This window comes from Spirosoma profusum (assembly GCF_014699005.1).
GTDB classification, from domain to species: domain Bacteria; phylum Bacteroidota; class Bacteroidia; order Cytophagales; family Spirosomataceae; genus Spirosoma; species Spirosoma profusum.
This window is the reverse complement of record NZ_JACWZY010000015.1, coordinates 60,026-79,725: the sequence shown is the minus strand read 5'-3', so window position 1 is coordinate 79,725 and position 19,700 is coordinate 60,026. Positions and strand designations below refer to the sequence as shown.

The window sequence follows — 19,700 nt, the reverse complement described above, 5'->3', positions numbered from 1 at the left end:
CTCAGCTAAGTTTACGGAAAATGACGATGGCGTTGTGACCTCCAAAACCAAACGCATTGCTCATGACGGTCGTTAAGGGCCGTGCCTGAGCGGTATTGAACGTTAGGTTGAAACGAGAGTCAATTTCGCCGTCTTCGGTAAAATGATTAATCGTTGGTGGTACAATCTGGTGCTCAATGGCCTTGATGCACGCAATTGCTTCTACTGCGCCAGCAGCGCCCAATAAATGCCCGGTCATGGACTTCGTTGAGCTGATATTCATCTTGAAAGAATGCTCACCAAACAACTGATGAATAGCTTTCAGTTCCTGCGGGTCGCCAATGGGCGTAGACGTACCGTGGGTATTAATGTAGTCAATAGATTCTGGAGCGATGCCTGCATCGTTCAGGGCGTCCTGCATCGCTAAAAAAGCTCCTAGCCCTTCAGGATGGGGGGCTGTAATATGGTAAGCGTCCGAAGACATTCCACCACCAATTAATTCGGCGTAAATTTTAGCGCCACGAGCCTGGGCATGTTCGTATTCTTCCAGAATAATGGAACCAGCTCCTTCACCCATCACAAAACCATCACGATCTTTATCGTAAGGCCGCGACGCAGTTTCGGGCGAATCGTTACGTTCCGATAACGCCCGGTTGGCGTTAAAACCACCGATACCAGCTTTCGTAACAGCAGCTTCGGAACCGCCGACAACACACATATTCAACCGACCTAACCGGATGTAGTTGAAGGCGTCGATGATGGCGTTATTGGTAGATGCACAGGCCGAAACCGTTACGTAGTTCGTTCCACGAAAGCCGTATTTCATCGAGATTTGCCCCGATGCACTGTCGGCAATCATGCGCACAATAAAGAAGGGGTTGATACGTGGCGTACCGTCGCCTTTGGCGTACTCAATCATCTCGTCCTCAAATGATTTGAGCCCGCCGATGCCAGAACCCCAGATAACACCAACTTTATTTCTGTCGAGCGTTTCGAGGTTGAGGTTGGCGTCCTGAACAGCCTGTTCGGTGGCAATCAGCGCGTAATGGGTAAATGCGTCCATTTTGCGCGCTTCCTGACGAGGAATGTATTGCGTTACGTCCAGCCCTTTCACTTCGCAGGCGAATTGCGTACGAAACTTGCTGGCGTCAAACTTCGTAATGGGACCGGCCCCGCTTACACCAGCGGCTAAGTTGTTCCAATAAGTGGCTACATCATTGCCAATAGGTGTCAATGCACCGAGGCCGGTCACTACTACTCGTTTGAATGTCATACAGCTGTACTGCGTAATGGAAATAGAAAAACAACGCTGAACATGAATTTGTTAACGTTGGCTTTCAGGAACTTAATGGCGTTGGGCAAATGCTTACTTACCAATGTGTTTTTCAAGATATTCAATGGCTAAGCCAACCGTAGAGATTTTCTCAGCTTCGTCGTCGGGGATAGGCAGATTGAATTCTTTTTCGAATTCCATAATCAGCTCTACCGTATCCAGCGAATCAGCACCCAGGTCGTTGGTGAAGCTTGCTTCCGGCGTTACTTCTGACTCCTCAACGCCTAGTTTCTCTACAATGATTTTCTTAACTTTTTCTGCAATGTCCGACATTTTCGTAGTCTGTTCGTGTTAAAAAACTGCGCAAAGAAACGGATTTACCTTTGTATTATCAAACAATTTTTTAGGGTATAAGGCGTTGGGGCAACCAGTTAAAGGTAATTTAAAATTATTGAAAATCTGGTTTTTGTTCTAATAACAGCAATTTGTTGGGCGCTCATAAATTGATTATTGGTTGAAAGCAGTTCGCTTGTTTTCCGCACCTTTGTACCCTGAATTAGACGATTACTCATGCAAATCGATAAGCTGAAACATACTACCGGAAACCAGTTTTTTCTGATGGCCGGCCCCTGTGCAATCGAAGGCCGCGACATGGCGCTGCAAATCGCCGAACGTATCGTTACCATTACTAATAAACTCGGTATCCCCTACATTTTCAAAGGCTCTTACCGAAAAGCAAATCGAACCAAACTTAACTCATTTACAGGCATTGGCGATGAAAAAGCCCTGGCTATCCTGAAGGAAGTTGGCGATACGTTCGACGTACCAACCGTAACCGACATTCACGAATCGGAAGAGGCCGCGATGGCTGCCCCTTTTGTAGACGTATTACAGATTCCAGCGTTCTTATGTCGGCAGACGGAACTGCTGGAAGCGGCTGCTAAAACTGGTCGTGCGGTCAATGTGAAAAAAGGACAGTTTCTATCTGGTGAAAGTATGGGGTTCGCCGTCGAAAAAGTAAAAACGACCAATCCGGCTGCTACGGTTTTCCTAACAGATCGGGGCAATTCATTCGGCTATGGAGATTTGGTGGTTGATTATCGAAATTTACCGGCTATGCAGTCATTTGGTGTGCCTGTGGTAATGGATTGTACCCACTCATTGCAACAGCCAAATCAAAGTTCAGGCGTAACGGGCGGGAAACCTGCTCTGATTACCACCATCGCCAAAGCCGCCATTGCCGTTGGCGCCGATGGGCTTTTTATTGAAACGCATCCTAATCCTTCTGAGGCCAAATCTGATGGAGCGAATATGTTACCTCTGGATCAGTTAGAAAGTCTGCTGGAGAGACTCGTTCGGGTACGGGAAAGTATTTTGTAAAGTGTTGTAGCCTGGACGTCCAGGGACAATCATTTAATAACGACCGACTTACAAACGTAAGTTGGAATAATACCCGTGCTACGTATCTGTACCTCTACATCCTGCGGCTGCGTATTACCCGTAAGAACGAGCACCGTATCCAGGCCGAATTTATTTCCGCCCAGAATATCAGTTTTCAACGTATCACCCACCATCAAAATGTCGCGTTTGCTTACGTGCGATACGTTCTCCAGTCGTTCGTAGGCAAACATAAAAAGCTGTGCATCGGGCTTGCCAAACCGAATAAACTGCTTCCCAACGATACCTTCGATCATTTTAGCGACGGCCCCAATGGCAATGGCAATGCGATTTTTTGAAACGGGATACGTAGCATCGGTATTGGCAACAATCACCGGGATGTTACGTCTACGTAGCAAATTGACGGTTTTGGTTAAGTCAGTGTTCCAGTCGAAACCTTCGTCATCAAGCAGTACGAGGGCGTTTATATCGTCAATTTCCTTAAGATCCACCTGGCTGATGGGTAAGGTTTTCAGTCCCGATGTTTCGAGATAATGCGCTGATTTCTCCGTTCCCAAATAAGCTACCGTACCGTCGTGGACTTTTAAATCGAGGTATTCGCGAGCCAGCATTCCCGACGAAATGATACGTTCGGGCGTAATGGCATAGAAACCCTGTCGGTAGTACGATTCGGCTAGTTCGCGGGGGCCACGCGATGCATCATTTGTCAGTACGTAGAATTCTTTGCCATTTTCTCGAAGCCAGTTGAAGGTTTTTTCGATACCCGGCAAAATACCCTCCGAGTTTTTCAGCACGCCAAATGCATCGAAGAAAATTACCTTATAATCAGAGGCTATGGTTTTAAAATCGGCAAGTTGCATGGGCGAATAAACAGGTGCAGAGGAGGGTCACACCAATAGATTATTCGTAAAAATACGATTCATGCCGAATCTTTAATCAGTTTTCTTTCAAGAGTATACTGATATCAGTAATAAGTTTATCGATATCGAGCGAGATTGTGCCGTTATAAACACCTCGAATCCTGCGATTTTGGTCGACTAGAATCAGGTGTTCGGTATGCAGAAATTCAGTAGAATCTTTCGTAAAACCAATGGCCTCTTCGGCAAAATAGGATCGACGCGCCAGATCATAAATTTTGCCCCGCTCACCAGTAAGCAAGTGCCATTTATTATCCATAACTCCTTTTGTATCAGCGTATCTACGTAGCCGTGTCACTGAGTCGAGCCAGGGCGTTACGCTGTAGGAGAGCAGCACTACGTTGGGTTCATGCTTAAACGTATCCTGCACCGTTTTGAGCAGATTAGTCATTTTAGGGCAGATGCTGGGACAGGACGTAAAGAAGAAGTTTGCTACGTGAACCTTATTAGTTACCGTTTTCTGAGTTACTACGTTATTAGTCTGATCGCGAAATGAAAAATCGGCGACGTAGTGCGTAATTTTTTGCGCTACGTCGCCGGAATTATTCACCCATATAGGTGTAAAATCGGGCGTGTTGTAATAGGGAACAGTTTCATCTACAGAAACCTGTTCCGGCTGCTGAGTAATCTGAGAAATGGCCAGACTGCCCATTAGCAGGGCTAATAGATTAATGCCCAACAGTGATCGAATCCCAAACATTGACACAATTTTTAACTCCTGTAAATCCATATGTTCGACCACTGCGAACTACATAATTCATTTTTAAGCTGCCGTCGGCGAACCACTGCCGTTGTGAGCCTTCTTCCTGGCCCAAATGGTAATTCCCATCGAATACTAATTGGCCACTCGCTAACCATTCTTTCCGATTGCCCTCGTACATATCGCTCCGAAAATGATACGTGAAGGCCGGTTTTCCTGATTCAAACCAACCGCGCTGCTTACCTTCCTGCCAGCCATTTTTGTATTGTCTAACTTCTTTGAGCTTTCTATTCACGTGCCAGGAACGGTGCTGACCTTCGGCTTTACCCTCGTAGAAAGCGCCAACGAACGTAGTGTCACCAGACGTAGAAAGCGCGAATTGCCAGCCGTTGAAAGGGCTATTATTCAGCCATAAAAGCCCTTCGCTACGTTGCCAGCCCGCTTGATTGGCGTTGGCAAAGACAGAAGGAATCGTGCTACGTTCGGTCGTCTGTTGCTGACACTGACAAAGCATCAGCAACAGACCAACCATCCAGAATAGCTTACTGTGAAACGGTTCCTGATTTGCCATAAAATCCGCTGCCATTGAGGTATGGGTCTTCCGACGTAATGTGGTAGTGATAAATGCCGTTGGGGTAATCGGTCGTAGCGTGCGTGTGGCCGTGGTATTTATCCAAACTGGCGTTGGTAACGGTTTTGCCATTTTCGGTAGGGCCATAGACCGGAAAACCATCCAGCAGAAAACCTAGTAATACGTCTTTCCCTTTGGCTTTGGTCAGATACGTTGGCTCAATGTGATAGTGATATTGCCCTTGCTGCTGCGGATGCCCCCCGTACTGATCGAAACTGTCGATTTCGTTAGTTAAGGGGGCACTCATCGCTGCATACTGATTAAAAAACGGCACGCCGTTCAACGAAACGCCGATGGGGCCACCCGGTGTTGACGCATGCGACGCATCGACTGCGGGATTCATCGGAATTTTGAACGTAAGATTGCTCTGTCTAATCCGGTTTGGGTTCAGATTGAACTTAGTATTAGTGCCATTATAAGCTTCATATAACGCACTGGCCCAGGTTGTGCCCTGATAATAAGGGCTTTTATGATCGGGCAGACTCGTAGTCTTAATGACGATGTTGGTGCCTTCGACGTAGATTTCAGTAGCCCCATAAATTTTCTTGTAAACGTCAGGGACACCGGTGCCAACCGAAGTAGCCGTTGTTGAACTGGTTGAGCCAGACGTAGTGGTTCCCGATGACGTAGTACCAGACGTAGTAGTGCCTGACGTAGTGCCGCTAGAAGGCTTCACGGTATCAGTACCTTGCTGACAGGCAATAAACGTAATAAACCCAAACGTAACGGCTAACGTAGTGAATAAGTGGGAGCGATTCATGATAATTTGCTAGTTAATTATCGGGTTAGACGATGCTCCTCGATGATTCCTACGGGTGGGGCGGAAAATTTTCAGGCGGCCCATCAGGACGACTTTCCGGCGGCCCACCGTTGCTAGGTCCACGACCTCGTTGGGGTTTGCCGAATAAGCGGGCGAGATCATCTACCAGTTTGTTATAATCAGCTTGTTGATCAGGACGGCATAGCGCTTTAATCTCTTGAAAGTGAGCGAAATTTAATTCAGCGATACGTCGTTGAACGTCGGCAATTTGTCGAACCAAGGTATTCGTTTTAGAGGAATCAGACTGGAAAGCGGCCAGTAGTTTGTAATACGTCTGAAACAATAGAACCGATTCGTCATTGAGCTGCACTGTTTGTTCGTGATGTCGGTCAGCCATTTTTCTGTACTGCCGTTGCTGCTCCTCGTCGAAATGAAGCCGCTCAACAATAAGTCGGAAAGGGCCACCCATGGGCGGGTGCTCATGACTGATAGACAGGGGCTGCCGCTCTGATTTGAGAACCAGAAAGCCAATCGTAAACAGGTTCAAAATGAGTAATCCCACGACGGCGATAGTCAGTAGTTTTGTTCGCTCCATAGGCTATAGGGCTGGTTCGTAGCCGGATAAAGCTGCATTTCAGATACTACAGTGCTCAATTCGACCTCATCGGCATCGGCAGGGCTTACCTGCTGACTCACTACGCGCCAGTTCAGCAATAATAAGAGTGCAAACGACGTAGCAGTAAGCCATACCGTTCGGGCGGGAAGGTAAACCCTCGGAGCGGCTTCAAACAGACGATGGCGGATTTTGGCGTATAAAAACGGACTCGGGTCGGCTCGTTCGATACCGTCCGCGATACGTAGTACGTCATTAATCCATTTTTCTTTTTCCGGTTCCATATTGATTGAGACGACAATTTAAGAGGATTCCTACGGGTGATGGTTAAAAAGGCCCAAACCGGCTCTGGCTGTTTGATATACGGCAACGAATTAACCTTCGTTTAAAACAGCCAGAGCCGGTTTGGGCCTTTTTAACTGTCCGCAACTAATGATTTATACACTGCCAATAACTGTTTCTTCAGGTTTTCGTTGGCGCGTTGCAAAAGTGACTCAACGGCCCCAACGCTCGTCGACATAACCTGAGCAGCCTCGATGTTGCTAAGTCCTTCGATTCGGGTAAGAATATAAGCCGTTTTTTGTTTTTCGGGAAGGGTATCAATCGCCTGAAACAGTCTGGCGGCATTTTCCTGATTTTCGAGCGCGACTCCCGGATGAACAAAATCGGGCGGGTGATGAACAACTTCACCAGTGTCGCGGTCAAATAGACTGGTCAGGAAAGCAAATCGCTTTTGACGTTTCTTCTGCTTTATAAAATCCAGCGATTTATTGACGGTAATGCGGTAAATCCAGGTCGTTACGTTTGCATCGCCCTCAAAACTACCTGCCGACCGAAATACGTCAATAAACACCTCCTGCGTGATTTCTTCGGCATCTTCCCGTGAGCGCACGTAGCTGAGCGCCGTATTAAAAACCCGACTTTTCGTGATTTCGTAGAGTTGCCGAAAGGCGGGTTCATTGCCTTGTCGGATTTGCTCAAGCAGCAGAAACAGATTCTTTGGGTCGTTCATTGCTGAACGGAACATCAGGAAATACCCAGCGCCTTCAGAATTTTATCTGCATCGAACTGCTCAATCGAGGGGAAGTAAATTTCATAAGCTTCCCGTTGCAGTTTGGTAGCGTAGGTACGGTGGAAAAAATAACGACCGTATTTTATGACGTAGTTGAGTATAAAAAACCGGTACGCTTCGGGCAGAAACCGAATTTCGTTTTCAGTCAGTGGAAAAACGGTGTGGTATTCTTTTAAAAAGAGGAGAAACCGGTCTTCCATCAGGGTAGTAATGACGTAACTGAATACCGTTCGGTCACCCACACTCGATACTACCCGGCTGAAAAAGTAAAAATCCATGACCCGGTAACTGATTCGGAACCAGTCGTAATCCCAGCGTGAGAATAGCTCAAAATTGGACGTAACGGAGAAATTGCCAATGTTCCAGTCGACAAAAACGGGCATGGTTTCAACCGTTTTGGCCACCAGTTTTTGCCGGTTTGTCAGAAACAGTTCGCACTGGTGCTTCAATTCTTCTACGTGCATACGGTGCTCAAACTGACCGACTTCGGTTTCTAAAATGTCGAGCAAATCCCAGATATCGGAACGTAGCGTTTTACTCGACTTCGGCAATACGGTACTTACACGGGAACAAGCTTTATGAAATTTGGCAATCTGCCGACCCAGCATCTGAATATGATGATCCTCCAGCCGACGGGGTAATTTCTGCTGAATACGTATCGGGTTATAAAACACAACCCACGCATCAATAAAAGCGTCTTTGTAGCGATACGTAAACACTTGACCATCACGTATTAGCGACTTGGCCAGTACGTTCTCAAACGGATAAAGCAGGTTGTTGGCCAGCGCGTGAATAATGCGATGGTCTTCCAGAAAATGCTCGTGCTTACCGAAATACGATAGTTTGGCAATGATGTGGTCGCCATCCTCAAACCGAACCCGGAAAACGTGGTTGGTAGAAACCCGCGCACTAATGTCCTCAATAGTGTGAATCTGGATGGTGTTATCGAACTCCGCCCAGGCTTTTTTTATAATCGTTTGGTAATCAACGAGACGCATTTGATTCTATTTGTGTAGAGACAAGACATGCCTTGTCTCATAACCGGATGGCCCGCGCCAGATGGTTTTGGCTAACGCTAGGCTATTGCTGACGCATATGAGACACAGCATACTGTGTCTCTACAAACATTATATAATTTCAAAATACCGCTTCAACTCCCAATCACTGACCTGGCGAAGATATTGCCGCCATTCCCAGTCGCGGGTGCGAGTAAAGTGGTCAACAAATTCGGTTCCAAACAGTTCGGCCGCCACCGGTGAATTAGCCATTGCCCGGGTCGCTTCTTCCAGATTGGTCGGTAGAATGCCGTTACGTTTATCAGCGTAACCATTGCCCACCGAAGCCGGAATATCGAGCGTCAGTTTGTGCCGGATGCCGTATAAACCCGACGCCAGCGAGGCCGCAATGGCTAAATATGGGTTTGTATCAGCTCCCGATACCCGATGCTCAACGCGGGTATAAGCTTCCTTATGGTTCAATACCCGAAGCGCCGTTGTTCGATTATCTACCGACCACGTAATGGTAGTGGGCGCCCAGGCACCTTCAACCAGCCGTTTATAGCTATTGATAGTTGGCGCAAACATGGGCGTAATGTGCGGAAGGCAATACAACTGACCAGCCATAAATTGCCGCATCAGTTCACTCATGCGGTTCGGCTGTGTATCGTCGAAAAACAGGTTTTTTGTCTTCTCTGGATTCCATAAACTCTGGTGGATATGCCCGCTGCAACCCGGTAAATCGGCATTCCATTTTGCCATGAACGTAGCCACTACGTTGTGCCGGTACGCTATTTCTTTCACCGCTGTCTTAAATAAAGCGGCTTTGTCGGCGGCCCGGATAACCTCATCGTGCATGATGGCGGCCTCATATACGCCCGGTCCTGTTTCAGTGTGAAGCCCTTCGAGCGGAATATCGAACTGAGCCAGCAAATCGAACAGGTCGTGGTAGAAAGCACTTTCGAGCGAGGGACGTAGTATGGAATAGCCGAACATCCCCGGTGTGAGCGGCTCCATATGCTGAAAGTTCTTTTCCTGAAGACTATGGGGCGTCTCGCGAAAATTGAACCACTCAAACTCCTGCGCAAACTCAGCATGATAACCCATTTCCTCACATTGACTAGCTACTCGTTTGAGCAAGCTACGTGGACAGGAAGCTAAAGCATAATTCGTTGGCGTTCCATTGGCAGGTGGGCTGAAATCAGCGACGAAAAACGGAATATTATCCTCCCAGGGAAGTTGCCGGAATGTCGATACGTCGATACGCACGGGTGCGTCGGGATAGCCCGAATGCCAGCCAGTAGTACGTCCGTTATCGTAAGGCATATCAGCCGAATCCCAGCCCCACACTACGTCGCAGAACCCGAAACCATCCGTTAGCCCGTCCAGAAACTTCTGTCGATGGATGATTTTGCCACGTAGCACCCCGTCGATGTCCGTAAATGCATACTTAATTTTGGGGCTGGCGCTCTGGTTGATGAAGTCAATAATATCCTGGTGGTTCATGCTATGTCTTGTATTGCCGCTACGTATTCGTGCCGCCCAAAGGTACTGACTTCTATTATGAGAGCAGTGAAGTAAGCGGCTGAAACTGCCTCTGGCTGTTTCGCAACCGATAGGCTGCAAAAAGGCGTGGTAAACTATACAATGTTTTTGCAACGTTCCGTTGCCGAACAGCCAGATGCAGTTCGTGCCTTATTCCGCTTTTACGTTATCCAGATTAAAATGCAGGCCCGTATTCTCGCGCCGGGCCATCGCCATTTTGATAACGAGATAGGCCACTTCAATCATGTTACGTAGCTCGCAAATGGGAACGGACACTTTCGATTGCCGATATAGTTCTTCATGCTCCAGATAAATCAGTTCAAGCCGGTCCATGGCGCGTTTTAACCGCCTATTGGTACGTACAATACCAACGTAGTTCGACATAATGGATTCCAGCTCCTTTTTCATCTCCGTAACCAGCACTAATTCCTCCTGATGTGTAGTACCCGCGTCATTCCATTCAGGAATATTGTCAGATAAAACAGCCTGATCTAGCAGTTCAACGGTTTTTTCGTAGGCACGATGCCCAAACACAACGGCTTCGAGCAACGAATTGGAAGCCAGTCGATTGGCACCGTGTAAGCCTGTACAGGAACATTCGCCTACAGCATATAAAAACTGAATGTTTGTTTGCCCCCACTCATTCACACGTATGCCTCCGCAAAGGTAGTGCTGCGCCGGTACCACTGGAATGTAATCTTTTCGTAAATCCAGGCCCAGCTTGTCGCGGCAGTAAGCGGTGATGGTCGGAAAATGCTCGACGAATTTCTCGTAATCGCAGTGCGTTACGTCCAGATACACGTGCGAATCCCCCGACTTTTTCATTTCAGAGTCGATAGCGCGGGCTACTACGTCGCGGGGAGCTAGTGATAAGCGCGGATCGTAGTTTTCCATGAACGTAGCACCTTTTTTGGTACGTAGCACACCGCCAAAACCGCGTACTGCTTCCGAAATCAGGAAGTTAGGTTTCTTGCCGGGTTCATACAAGGCTGTTGGGTGGAACTGGATGAACTCCATGTCCTTGCAAATCCCTTTTGCCCGATACGCCATGGCAATGCCATCGCCGGTAGCAATGTTGGGGTTTGTTGTGCTCTGGTAAATATTACCGATACCACCCGTAGCTAACAAGGTCGTCTTCGCCATAAATCGCTCAACCTGTCCCGTTTTGGTATTCAATACGTAGGCGCCAAAGCATTTGTTATCAGTATCGTACCGGTGAACGGTTTCGCCGAGTTGGTGGCGCGTAATGAGTTCAACGGCGTAGAAATGAGTGAAAATCTCAATGGATTTTAGTGAATTGGCTTTTTCAAGTAAAGCCCGTTCAATTTCGGCTCCCGTAATGTCTTTGAAATGCAGAATCCGGAAATCGGAGTGACCACCTTCCTTGGCTAAATCGTAGTCAGTACTGTCGTGTTCTTTGTCAAAGCGAGTGCCATAATCGATCAATTCACGAATACGGCCAGGGCCTTCGCGCACAACGATTTCCACGATATGCCGATCGCTCAGGAAATCGCCGGCCACCATTGTGTCTTCGATATGCTTCTCAAAAGAGTCATCTTCCGACCAAACGGCGGCAATACCACCCTGGGCATACTTGGTATTCGTTTCGTCGGCCTGCACCTTCGTGATAACGCCAATACGTACATTCTGACCAAGTTTTTCAAAATGCATGCCCAGTTTGGTGGCATAAGTCAGGCCCGCGATACCGGAGCCAATAATCAGAAAATCAAATTGATGGGGCATAGAAATAATTACAGGCCTGCGTTTTTCAGCCGTTGCTCAATTTTTTTATCTGTCAACGTAGCGTATTCGCTCTTGTCATAAACAGCAACTATAAAGACCTGTTCATTGACAATCTTGACACACGTTATTACTCTGGCACCCCCACTTTTGCCTTTCTGTTTAGTTTTTATAGCAAGACGAACTTTATAACCATCTTTGCCAAGTGGTTCGCCTTGTTGAGGGGAAACTTCTAGAGAATCTAACAATTCAGAAAAGTCAGTTTTAAACGAACGATATTTCTTTTTCAATTGCCGTACATTACGTTCGGCATCATCGGTGACAATAATCTCAAAGCTCTTCGAGTAACTGCCGTGCCGATTTGAGTTTAATTTTTCCGTCAAGATGCGCTTTTACCTGACGAGCGCTCCGTTCAATCCGATCAAGCAGTTCTTCTTCTTTCTGCTTAGCGGATGTCTCCTTTACCGCGATAGTCTTAATCTTCATCACCTTGGCGAACTGCTTTATCAGACGAAGTTCATCAGGTGTCTGGGGCTGCAATATGATTTGTTGCATGACTTTTCTAAAATTTCATTTGCTCAACTCCAACATGCGTGCCACTGATTCATAGGCCTTCAAACGCACATCTTCCGGAACGATAATTTCGGGTTGCTCATAAAGCATGCAGTTGTACACTTTTTCGAGCGTGTTCATTTTCATGTATGGGCATTCCGAACAAGCACATGTATTGTTCTGACTGGCGGGGGCCGGAATAATTTTCTTGTGCGGAGCTGCCTGCTTCATTTTGTGCAGAATACCCGCTTCGGTGCCAACAATGAATGTTTGTTCCGGACTATCGACTACGTATTTCAACAAGGCTGTAGTCGAACCAACGTAGTCAGCTTCGCTCAGAATATGCTCCTGACATTCAGGGTGAGCAATGAACTTGGCTTCAGGATATTGTATCCGTAGCTTATGCAGTTTTTCGAGCGAAATATCGATGTGAACAATACAAGCGCCATCCCAGAGAACCATATCTCGACCCGTCTTTTTCGAAATATAACGCCCCAAATTGGCGTCAGGCGCAAAGATAATTTTCTGTTCTTTGGGCAGACTTTCCACAATTTTCAGCGCGTTCGACGACGTAACGATAATGTCGGACAACGCCTTTATATCGGCTGAGCAATTGATATACGACAGCACAATATGATCAGGATATTGCGCCTTAAAGGCGGCAAACTTGTCAGCAGGAGCCGAGTCAGCGAGTGAACAGCCGGCGTTGAGGTCGGGAATAACTACTTTCTTCTGGGGCGACAGAATTTTAGCGGTTTCGCCCATGAAATGAACCCCACAAAAAACAATCATATCGGCGGGCGTAGCGGCCGCTTGCTGGCTCAGACCAAGACTATCGCCTATGTAGTCGGCTAAATCCTGAATTGACCCATCGACGTAGTAATGTGCTAGAATAACCGCGTTCTTTTCTTTTTTTAACCGATTAATTTCGGCCACCAAATCAATGTCTTCGTCAACCGGTTTATTTACGTATCCCACGCGCTGAACTTCTTCCAGGAGTGCTTCCATTAGTTGTGTAGTTGCTTTATCTAATAACAATGAAGCTGGCGGAAAGTCACAGTATCAACATTTTTCGTCAAAATAGATGATACTACGTCAGACCGCGCGGGGCGAATTTGGGGAAACGTTTTCGGCTTTCAAACAACCTTTGTTAATTGATGTGTTTTGATAGCAAGTAATTGCCAGTTCATGACCGACGATTTTCTGAAACTACGTATCACACGTATCATCTCCGAAACGGCTGATACCCGAAGCTATTTCCTGGAAACAGTGGACGGAAAAACCGTTACGTATCGCGCAGGCCAGTTCTTAACCCTGATATTGATTCACAATGGACATGAAGTCCGACGATCATATTCACTTAGTTCAGCGTCTGACGAAGAATTACAATTAACTATTAAGCGCGTTCAAAACGGTGAAATCTCACGCTACCTGCACGATACGTTACGTGTGGGCGACCTACTGACTAGTTTGTTGCCCGCTGGTCGGTTTACGTTTGATGATAGTCAGCCGGGGGACGTAGTGTTGCTGGGCGCAGGTAGCGGTATAACTCCCTTGTTCGCGTTGCTAAAACAAATTTTACGTACTGAATCGACCCGGCGCGTTACGTTGCTGTACAGTAATTCAAACGAACGTAGCATTATTTTCAGGGACGACCTGGCCGTTGTGGAAAAACAATTTGAGGGAAGATTTCGACTATTCCATCTACTGAGCAACCCGCCTGCCGATTGGAGTGGCTTGCGAGGGCGGTTAAACAACGTATTACTCGAACGCTTACTTCCTCAATTAATCGGTACGTCAGAACCAGAAACGCTTCATTTCTACGTTTGCGGTCCCAGCGATTACATGCGTATGGCACAGTTTACGCTTGTTTTCAGCGGCTTCCGACCGGAGCAGATTCGACGAGAAAATTTTGTAGTCGAAACCGTTGTACTGGCACCACCGCCCGCCATTGCCAAAGACCAAACGGTTTTGCTACGTTTCCGGGGAAGAGAAATCGAAATTCAGGTGCCAGCTTACAAATCAATCCTACAAGCGGCTCTGGACGAAGGTGTGCCGTTGCCGTATAGTTGCCGGGGTGGACGGTGCTCTACCTGTGCTGCCCGTTGCCTCTCCGGCAAAGTTCACATGACAATCAACGACGTATTAACTCAACGCGACCTATCCGAAGGTTGGGTATTAACCTGCACTGGTTATCCTGAAAGTGAGGGGGTATTGATTGACGTGTAGCGCGTTACTCGACCTTCGTCTTCAAAAACGCCATTAATACGTCCAAACCTTTTTTATAGTGGTTATTATTCGGGATAACAATATCAGCTTCGTCTTTATGGGGTTTCACGTATTCCTGATAAGCCGGACGAACGTGATATTTCCATTGGTAATGGATCGTCTCTTCTGTAAGCCCCCGCTCGGCCTGATCGCGAATCAGGCGTCGGTCGAGTTTAATGCGGTTTTTGGCCGTTATATACACCTTCAAATCCAACTGACTGGCTACATCTGAAAAATGAAAAACGAATAAACCTTCAACAATGATAATCGGCGTAGGTCGATACGTTAGCGTTCGGGGGATGGCATTCGGGTTATTAAATGTGTATTCTGGCGTTTTCACGATTCTTCCGGCATGTAACTCGCTTAAATGTTGGGCGAACAGCTCGTGGTTGATCGTAACGGGCAAGTCGAAATTATAAATACCGTTTTGATCCTGCGGAATATGGTCGAGAGTTCGATAATAGTTATCCTGCGAAATAAGACAGATTTGGTCTTCGCTAAATCCATTCAGTACGTCCTTTAGAAATGACGTTTTGCCGGACGCACTGCCGCCGGTAATACCGACGATGAAGGGTTTGGTAGCCATGATGAAGTAAACGTAACGAAAAAGTAGGCGAAAATTAAAGCAGGAAAATTTGGTATCTAATAACCAAAAAAAGCGACTCACTTACAGCAAGTGAATCGCTTTTTAACAAAAATAGACATTTATTCAGGCTACTATAGCTTCAGCCAGCACTAATACTTTGTTTTGAAGTATTTCCACTACGCCACCGTCAACAGTGAACGTTTCCTGCCCAGACGCTGTCTGAACGATAATTGGCCCACGATCCAGAGTGCTTACCATCGGTGCGTGGTTGTTCAATACCTGAAACTGACCTTCGCTACCCGGAAACGTAACAGCACTAGCTTCGCCGGAAAAGACCTTACGGTCGGGAGTGATTATATCTAATGTCATATTATTCAGTGATGAATGATGAGTGATGAACGATGAGTTTATACGCGTCAGCCACTTATAACTCATCGTTCATCACTCATCACTTTTATAAAGCTCCTTTAATCAAATTAAGCAAACTGCTAACTTCGGTTTTGACAACTGGTTCGGCCGCTTTCGCCACTAAACCACCCTGGTTAAGTTTACCAACGGTAGACAGCGCTTTGGTTATCAGCGACTGACCTGACGATTGAGTACCTCCGCCTAATCCCGATAATGCACTACCGATGCCTGACAAGCCACTAGTTAACTGGCTACCTTTACCGAGCAACGAGCCAGCCGCTAAAAGTCCTTCAAGTTTACTGCCGCCGGAGGCTAGTTTGGCTAAACTGACAGCTTTTCCCAGCACACCATTTCCTAAGGCACCATCTGGAATTAATGGGAGCAATGCTTTTAGTTTGCTTGCCTGGGCCAGTAATTTGTCTTTAAAGGACGTTTTATCCGTTTTAGCCTGCGCTTCCAAACCAGCAATACCAGTCTGAAGTTCTTGGGTAGAAGTAGCTTTGTCGCCCTTATTAAGTGCAGCTACTGCGTTGTCTAAATGAGTCGTGGCAGCGTCGCCCTGTGCCAACGTAGCAGAAACGCCAGGAGTAATTGACGTATCCTGAATAGCACCCAAAACTTTCTTTGGCTCCTCTACAGATAGAGACGTTGGCTGAGTTTCCTGCCCAAATGAACGTAGTGCCACTAAACTGAATAACAGACAGGCCATTCCCAAGTCAAAACGAATAGTTTTCATAAAATCGGTTTTTATGCTTTAAAAACGATTGAGACTTGGGAAAGGGGCATTGGTCTCAGAAAAAGTAATGTAATGCTCCGAAACCAATGCCACACTACGTTATTGACCTGCTTCTTTCAGCAATTTCTCACCTTTCACGATGGCGTCTTCAATCGTACCAACTAGGTTGAAGGCCGCTTCAGGAAGGTGATCGTATTTGCCGTCGATGATTTCGTTGAAGCCTTTGATGGTGTCTTCAATTGGAACCAGTACGCCTTTCAGACCGGTGAATTGTTCAGCTACGAAGAACGGCTGCGACAGGAAGCGTTGTACACGACGAGCGCGGGCAACTACCAGTTTGTCTTCTTCAGAAAGTTCTTCCAGACCCAGAATGGCGATGATGTCCTGCAATTCTTTATAGCGTTGCAGAATTTGCTTCACGCGCTGAGCGGTGTTATAGTGCTCATCACCCAGAACTTCAGCGCTTAGAATCCGCGACGTTGAATCGAGTGGGTCAACAGCGGGGTAGATACCTAACTCCGAAATTTTCCGGCTCAATACAGTTGTTGCATCTAAGTGAGCAAACGTAGTAGCTGGAGCAGGGTCAGTTAAGTCATCGGCAGGTACATAAACGGCCTGTACCGACGTAATAGAACCACGTTTGGTCGAGGTGATACGTTCCTGCATCACACCCATTTCGGTAGCCAGCGTAGGCTGGTAACCCACGGCCGATGGCATCCGACCCAACAGAGCCGATACCTCCGAACCCGCCTGCGTAAAGCGGAAAATGTTATCGACGAAGAAAAGAATATCACGGCCAGCACCTTCGCCGTCACCATCGCGGAAGTGTTCAGCAATGGTCAATCCCGACAAGGCTACCCGAGCACGGGCTCCTGGTGGCTCGTTCATCTGACCAAATACGAATGTGGCCTGGCTTGCCTTCATTTCTTCCAAATCAACTTTGGTCAAATCCCAGCCGCCTTCTTCCATCGAATGCTTAAAACCTTCGCCGTATTTGATGATACCGGCTTCAATCATTTCGCGGAGCAGGTCATTTCCTTCGCGGGTACGTTCGCCCACGCCGGCAAATACCGACAGGCCCGAATAGGCTTTCGCGATGTTGTTGATCAACTCCTGAATTAATACGGTTTTGCCCACACCGGCACCACCGAAAAGACCAATTTTACCACCTTTTGCGTAAGGCTCCAGCAGGTCGATTACTTTAATACCCGTGAAAAGTACTTCGGTCGACGTAGCAAGATCTTCAAATTTTGGAGCACCCCGGTGAATTGGCAGGCGAGCGCCGATCGATGCTGGCTGAGGAATACCGTCGATAGCCTGTCCTACTACGTTAAATAGTCGGCCACGGATACCTTCGCCAGCGGGCATTGTGATTTGCGTACCAAGGTCAATTACGTCCAGACCGCGATATAATCCGTCTGTCGAGTCCATAGCAATGGCCCGAACCCGGTCTTCGCCAAGGTGTTGCTGAACTTCCAGAATTACCTCCTGACCGTTGGTTTTCGTGACTTTGAGCGCGTCTAGAATGGCGGGAATCCGAGTGCCTTCGCCCTCGAAACTCACGTCCACAACCGGCCCGATTATTTGCGTAATCTTACCTATATTGACTGCGGTTGCCTTACTCATTTGTATATGGTATTGCTTGATTGAAATGTTGCCCTTTGTTTGGGACTGCAAAATTAGGAGAAAAACAGCGTAAGGTCAAGGAAGCTCTTTGTCATTTTCTAGTCATTTATGAACCGAAGGGGTTTGGCAATAAGGTTTTTACGAGAAAAGCTAAACAAAATCAGCCCGGAGCGGATTTGTACAAAAACAAGTCGATAGTCTGCAAGCGTCAGTTAGTAGTGGTTTACTCCATGCCATGACAGGCGCTCACAGACGACTATAAACCACTGACTGACGACTTTTTTTGCATGCTTCAACAACGTTCCAGCGGATTACTCCTTCATATTACATCGCTGCCTTCAGCACATGGCGTCGGCGACTTAGGGCCTGAAGCCTATCGGTTTGCTAATTTCCTGGAAACTTCGGGACAAACGTACTGGCAAATTTTGCCGCTTACCCCCGTTGACCCTGGTTCTGGTTTTTCTCCCTACAGCAGCCCATCGGCTTTTGCTGGCAATATACTTATGATTAGCCTGGAGAAACTGGCCGACGAAGGATGGCTTAAAAAAAGTGACCTGCTCGTGTTCAACGAAAAACCGGTTCAGGACGTAACCGTTACGTCGCCTACTGCTACGTCGGGTAATGTGGATGCTGGTGTGTTGGCCGGGCCATTGGTGCTGGCTCCATCTACACTTCATGCGGCCTGGATAAAAAAACGACCACTGCTCCAAAAAGCGGCCCAAACGTTTCTACGCGAAGCAAATCCTGCGCAACGTAGTGATTATGACCGATTTTGTGCCTGGCAGGCTGATTGGCTAAACGATTATGCTTTGTTTACGGCTTTGCAGGAAGCAACTGGCGAACCAACCTGGGTACGTTGGCCCGAAGAACTTGTTCGGCGCGATCTGGCTGCGTTGGCGCGTGAGGCAAAAACACTGCACGATTCGATCGAAGTTGTAAAAGTGATGCAGTACTTTTTTCTGCGGCAATGGAATGAACTGACGGCTTATTGCTACCAGAAGAAAATACATATTATTGGGGATATTCCGATTTACGTTCAGTTTAACAGTGCTGATGTCTGGGCGAATCCAACATTATTCAAACTGGATGCTAATTTTCAGCCGCTCTTTGTGGCCGGTGCACCACCCGATTATTTCAGCGAATATGGGCAGCGTTGGGGTAACCCGATTTATGACTGGCCCGAACACGAACGTACCGGATTTGCCTGGTGGATGCAGCGATTACGTCATCAGATGTCGTTGTATAGCCTGACCCGACTCGACCATTTTTTAGGATTTGCCGAATACTGGGAAATTCCGGCCAGCGAACCGACGGCGCGGGTAGGGGAGTGGGTAAAAGCGCCCATCGAGGCTTTTATGCACGCCATGCACCGGCAGTTTGTCAATTTACCAATCATTGCCGAAGATTTAGGGGCGAAAGCGGCTGATATTCAGCCCTATTTGCGGCATTATGGTATTCCTGGAATGCGGGTAATCCAGTTTGGTTTTGGGCACGATATGCCTACCTCTACGTATGCTATCCATAATCATACTGAAAACTTTGTCGTTTACTCCGGAACGCACGATAATAACACTACACTTGGCTGGTTTCGTGAGTCCGATGAAATTCACCGTAAACGTATCGATAATTATCTTGGCTTTAAAGTCACCGAAAAAAGCGTGGTCGACCAGATTTGCCGCCTGACTATGCAGTCGGTCGCCCGGTTAGCCATTATGCCTGTTCAGGATATTCTGAACCTGGATGAAACCCATCGGATGAATACACCTGGTTTGGGTGGCCGAAGCTGGCAATGGCGATTGCAATCGGATCAACTAACCAATCGGGTAGCCAAAAAGCTGCTGCAACTAACTCGAATGACGGGGAGGGGTTAATCCAAAAACGAAAGCGGTCCCAAGATATCT

Annotated in this window: 22 protein-coding genes; 3 read left to right on the top strand and 19 right to left on the bottom strand. The window is 47.3% G+C overall.

Features of this window, described 5'->3' with window-relative positions; translation table 11 throughout:
- Position 1 precedes the first annotated feature (1 nt).
- On the bottom strand, positions 2-1,252 hold the full coding sequence (fabF, locus tag IC229_RS17775; protein WP_190888355.1) for a beta-ketoacyl-ACP synthase II: 1,251 nt from the start codon (positions 1,250-1,252) through the stop codon (positions 2-4).
- A gap of 93 nt (positions 1,253-1,345) precedes the next feature.
- Complete coding sequence (locus tag IC229_RS17770; RefSeq protein WP_190888354.1) at positions 1,346-1,585, bottom strand: acyl carrier protein; 240 nt, start codon at positions 1,583-1,585, stop codon at positions 1,346-1,348.
- 237 nt (positions 1,586-1,822) lie between these two features.
- Between IC229_RS17770 and kdsA the strand changes: the two genes are divergently transcribed.
- Complete coding sequence (kdsA, locus tag IC229_RS17765) at positions 1,823-2,632, top strand: 3-deoxy-8-phosphooctulonate synthase (RefSeq protein ID WP_190888353.1); 810 nt, start codon at positions 1,823-1,825, stop codon at positions 2,630-2,632.
- Positions 2,633-2,661: 29 nt separating this feature from the next.
- Here kdsA and IC229_RS17760 read toward each other — a convergent pair whose 3' ends face one another.
- From IC229_RS17760 to nadA, 13 genes are all read right to left on the bottom strand, one after another.
- A complete protein-coding gene (locus IC229_RS17760) occupies positions 2,662-3,510 on the bottom strand; it encodes a TIGR01459 family HAD-type hydrolase (RefSeq protein ID WP_190888352.1) in 849 nt (282 codons plus the stop codon).
- 76 nt (positions 3,511-3,586) lie between these two features.
- Positions 3,587-4,267: an SCO family protein gene (locus tag IC229_RS17755; RefSeq protein WP_190888351.1), complete on the bottom strand. Its 681-nt coding sequence runs from the start codon at positions 4,265-4,267 to the stop codon at positions 3,587-3,589.
- Positions 4,236-4,853, bottom strand: coding sequence for a toxin-antitoxin system YwqK family antitoxin (locus IC229_RS17750; protein ID WP_223834062.1), 618 nt, complete (start codon positions 4,851-4,853; stop codon positions 4,236-4,238). The genes IC229_RS17755 and IC229_RS17750 overlap by 32 nt, the downstream gene beginning before the upstream one ends.
- Positions 4,810-5,658 carry a YHYH protein gene (locus IC229_RS17745; protein ID WP_190888350.1) on the bottom strand — a complete coding sequence of 283 codons (849 nt, stop codon included), beginning with the start codon at positions 5,656-5,658 and terminating at the stop codon, positions 4,810-4,812. The genes IC229_RS17750 and IC229_RS17745 overlap by 44 nt, the downstream gene beginning before the upstream one ends.
- Before the next feature lie 49 nt (positions 5,659-5,707).
- Positions 5,708-6,253: a periplasmic heavy metal sensor gene (locus IC229_RS17740; protein ID WP_190888349.1), complete on the bottom strand. Its 546-nt coding sequence runs from the start codon at positions 6,251-6,253 to the stop codon at positions 5,708-5,710.
- Complete coding sequence (locus IC229_RS17735) at positions 6,232-6,555, bottom strand: hypothetical protein (RefSeq protein ID WP_190888348.1); 324 nt, start codon at positions 6,553-6,555, stop codon at positions 6,232-6,234. Before IC229_RS17735 ends, IC229_RS17740 begins: the two co-directional genes overlap by 22 nt.
- 131 nt (positions 6,556-6,686) lie before the next feature.
- Positions 6,687-7,298 carry an RNA polymerase sigma factor gene (locus IC229_RS17730; protein ID WP_223834061.1) on the bottom strand — a complete coding sequence of 204 codons (612 nt, stop codon included), beginning with the start codon at positions 7,296-7,298 and terminating at the stop codon, positions 6,687-6,689.
- Complete coding sequence (locus IC229_RS17725) at positions 7,298-8,341, bottom strand: aminoglycoside phosphotransferase/kinase family protein (protein WP_190888347.1); 1,044 nt, start codon at positions 8,339-8,341, stop codon at positions 7,298-7,300. The genes IC229_RS17730 and IC229_RS17725 overlap by 1 nt, the downstream gene beginning before the upstream one ends.
- Positions 8,342-8,470: 129 nt before the next feature.
- Positions 8,471-9,844: a glutamine synthetase family protein gene (locus tag IC229_RS17720; RefSeq protein ID WP_190888346.1), complete on the bottom strand. Its 1,374-nt coding sequence runs from the start codon at positions 9,842-9,844 to the stop codon at positions 8,471-8,473.
- Between the two features lie 189 nt (positions 9,845-10,033).
- Positions 10,034-11,626 carry an L-aspartate oxidase gene (gene nadB / locus IC229_RS17715; protein WP_190888345.1) on the bottom strand — a complete coding sequence of 531 codons (1,593 nt, stop codon included), beginning with the start codon at positions 11,624-11,626 and terminating at the stop codon, positions 10,034-10,036.
- Positions 11,627-11,634: 8 nt separating this feature from the next.
- The gene (locus tag IC229_RS17710) at positions 11,635-11,913 is read right to left on the bottom strand and encodes a type II toxin-antitoxin system RelE/ParE family toxin (protein WP_223834060.1); all 279 of its coding nucleotides are present in this window, start codon (positions 11,911-11,913) and stop codon (positions 11,635-11,637) included.
- Between the two features lie 40 nt (positions 11,914-11,953).
- Positions 11,954-12,178 carry a hypothetical protein gene (locus tag IC229_RS17705; RefSeq protein ID WP_190888343.1) on the bottom strand — a complete coding sequence of 75 codons (225 nt, stop codon included), beginning with the start codon at positions 12,176-12,178 and terminating at the stop codon, positions 11,954-11,956.
- A gap of 15 nt (positions 12,179-12,193) precedes the next feature.
- Complete coding sequence (gene nadA, locus IC229_RS17700) at positions 12,194-13,183, bottom strand: quinolinate synthase NadA (protein WP_190888342.1); 990 nt, start codon at positions 13,181-13,183, stop codon at positions 12,194-12,196.
- Between the two features lie 180 nt (positions 13,184-13,363).
- Between nadA and IC229_RS17695 the strand changes: the two genes are divergently transcribed.
- Entirely contained in the window at positions 13,364-14,404 is a 1,041-nt protein-coding gene (locus tag IC229_RS17695; RefSeq protein WP_190888341.1) for a ferredoxin--NADP reductase, read from the top strand.
- 4 nt (positions 14,405-14,408) lie between these two features.
- Here IC229_RS17695 and udk read toward each other — a convergent pair whose 3' ends face one another.
- The 4 genes from udk to atpD form a co-directional block, all read right to left on the bottom strand.
- A complete protein-coding gene (udk, locus tag IC229_RS17690) occupies positions 14,409-15,029 on the bottom strand; it encodes a uridine kinase (RefSeq protein ID WP_190888340.1) in 621 nt (206 codons plus the stop codon).
- A 123-nt stretch (positions 15,030-15,152) separates the two neighbouring features.
- Positions 15,153-15,398: an ATP synthase F1 subunit epsilon gene (gene atpC, locus IC229_RS17685; protein ID WP_190888339.1), complete on the bottom strand. Its 246-nt coding sequence runs from the start codon at positions 15,396-15,398 to the stop codon at positions 15,153-15,155.
- 85 nt (positions 15,399-15,483) lie between these two features.
- On the bottom strand, positions 15,484-16,173 hold the full coding sequence (locus IC229_RS17680) for a hypothetical protein (protein WP_223834059.1): 690 nt from the start codon (positions 16,171-16,173) through the stop codon (positions 15,484-15,486).
- 99 nt (positions 16,174-16,272) lie between these two features.
- Positions 16,273-17,799 carry a F0F1 ATP synthase subunit beta gene (atpD, locus tag IC229_RS17675; RefSeq protein WP_190888338.1) on the bottom strand — a complete coding sequence of 509 codons (1,527 nt, stop codon included), beginning with the start codon at positions 17,797-17,799 and terminating at the stop codon, positions 16,273-16,275.
- A 287-nt stretch (positions 17,800-18,086) separates the two neighbouring features.
- Between atpD and malQ the strand changes: the two genes are divergently transcribed.
- Positions 18,087-19,670 (top strand): 4-alpha-glucanotransferase, encoded by a 1,584-nt coding sequence (gene malQ, locus IC229_RS17670; protein WP_190888337.1) that lies wholly within the window; start codon positions 18,087-18,089, stop codon positions 19,668-19,670.
- Positions 19,671-19,700 lie beyond the last annotated feature (30 nt).

Bases quoted from the DNA above. Each gene is read 5' to 3' on its own strand.
- IC229_RS17770 (WP_190888354.1), bottom strand. From the start codon at position 1,585: ATGTCGGACATTGCAGAAAAAGTTAAGAAAATCATTGTAGAGAAACTA.
- IC229_RS17730 (WP_223834061.1), bottom strand. From the start codon at position 7,298: ATGTTCCGTTCAGCAATGAACGACCCAAAGAATCTGTTTCTGCTGCTT.
- kdsA (WP_190888353.1), top strand. From the start codon at position 1,823: ATGCAAATCGATAAGCTGAAACATACTACCGGAAACCAGTTTTTTCTG.
- IC229_RS17760 (WP_190888352.1), bottom strand. From the start codon at position 3,510: ATGCAACTTGCCGATTTTAAAACCATAGCCTCTGATTATAAGGTAATT.
- IC229_RS17695 (WP_190888341.1), top strand. From the start codon at position 13,364: ATGACCGACGATTTTCTGAAACTACGTATCACACGTATCATCTCCGAA.
- nadB (WP_190888345.1), bottom strand. From the start codon at position 11,626: ATGCCCCATCAATTTGATTTTCTGATTATTGGCTCCGGTATCGCGGGC.
- udk (WP_190888340.1), bottom strand. From the start codon at position 15,029: ATGGCTACCAAACCCTTCATCGTCGGTATTACCGGCGGCAGTGCGTCC.
- IC229_RS17725 (WP_190888347.1), bottom strand. From the start codon at position 8,341: ATGCGTCTCGTTGATTACCAAACGATTATAAAAAAAGCCTGGGCGGAG.
- IC229_RS17740 (WP_190888349.1), bottom strand. From the start codon at position 6,253: ATGGAGCGAACAAAACTACTGACTATCGCCGTCGTGGGATTACTCATT.
- IC229_RS17745 (WP_190888350.1), bottom strand. From the start codon at position 5,658: ATGAATCGCTCCCACTTATTCACTACGTTAGCCGTTACGTTTGGGTTT.
- IC229_RS17735 (WP_190888348.1), bottom strand. From the start codon at position 6,555: ATGGAACCGGAAAAAGAAAAATGGATTAATGACGTACTACGTATCGCG.
- nadA (WP_190888342.1), bottom strand. From the start codon at position 13,183: ATGGAAGCACTCCTGGAAGAAGTTCAGCGCGTGGGATACGTAAATAAA.
- atpD (WP_190888338.1), bottom strand. From the start codon at position 17,799: ATGAGTAAGGCAACCGCAGTCAATATAGGTAAGATTACGCAAATAATC.
- IC229_RS17680 (WP_223834059.1), bottom strand. From the start codon at position 16,173: ATGAAAACTATTCGTTTTGACTTGGGAATGGCCTGTCTGTTATTCAGT.
- IC229_RS17750 (WP_223834062.1), bottom strand. From the start codon at position 4,853: ATGGCAGCGGATTTTATGGCAAATCAGGAACCGTTTCACAGTAAGCTA.
- IC229_RS17755 (WP_190888351.1), bottom strand. From the start codon at position 4,267: ATGTTTGGGATTCGATCACTGTTGGGCATTAATCTATTAGCCCTGCTA.
- IC229_RS17705 (WP_190888343.1), bottom strand. From the start codon at position 12,178: ATGCAACAAATCATATTGCAGCCCCAGACACCTGATGAACTTCGTCTG.
- malQ (WP_190888337.1), top strand. From the start codon at position 18,087: ATGCTTCAACAACGTTCCAGCGGATTACTCCTTCATATTACATCGCTG.
- fabF (WP_190888355.1), bottom strand. From the start codon at position 1,252: ATGACATTCAAACGAGTAGTAGTGACCGGCCTCGGTGCATTGACACCT.
- IC229_RS17720 (WP_190888346.1), bottom strand. From the start codon at position 9,844: ATGAACCACCAGGATATTATTGACTTCATCAACCAGAGCGCCAGCCCC.
- atpC (WP_190888339.1), bottom strand. From the start codon at position 15,398: ATGACATTAGATATAATCACTCCCGACCGTAAGGTCTTTTCCGGCGAA.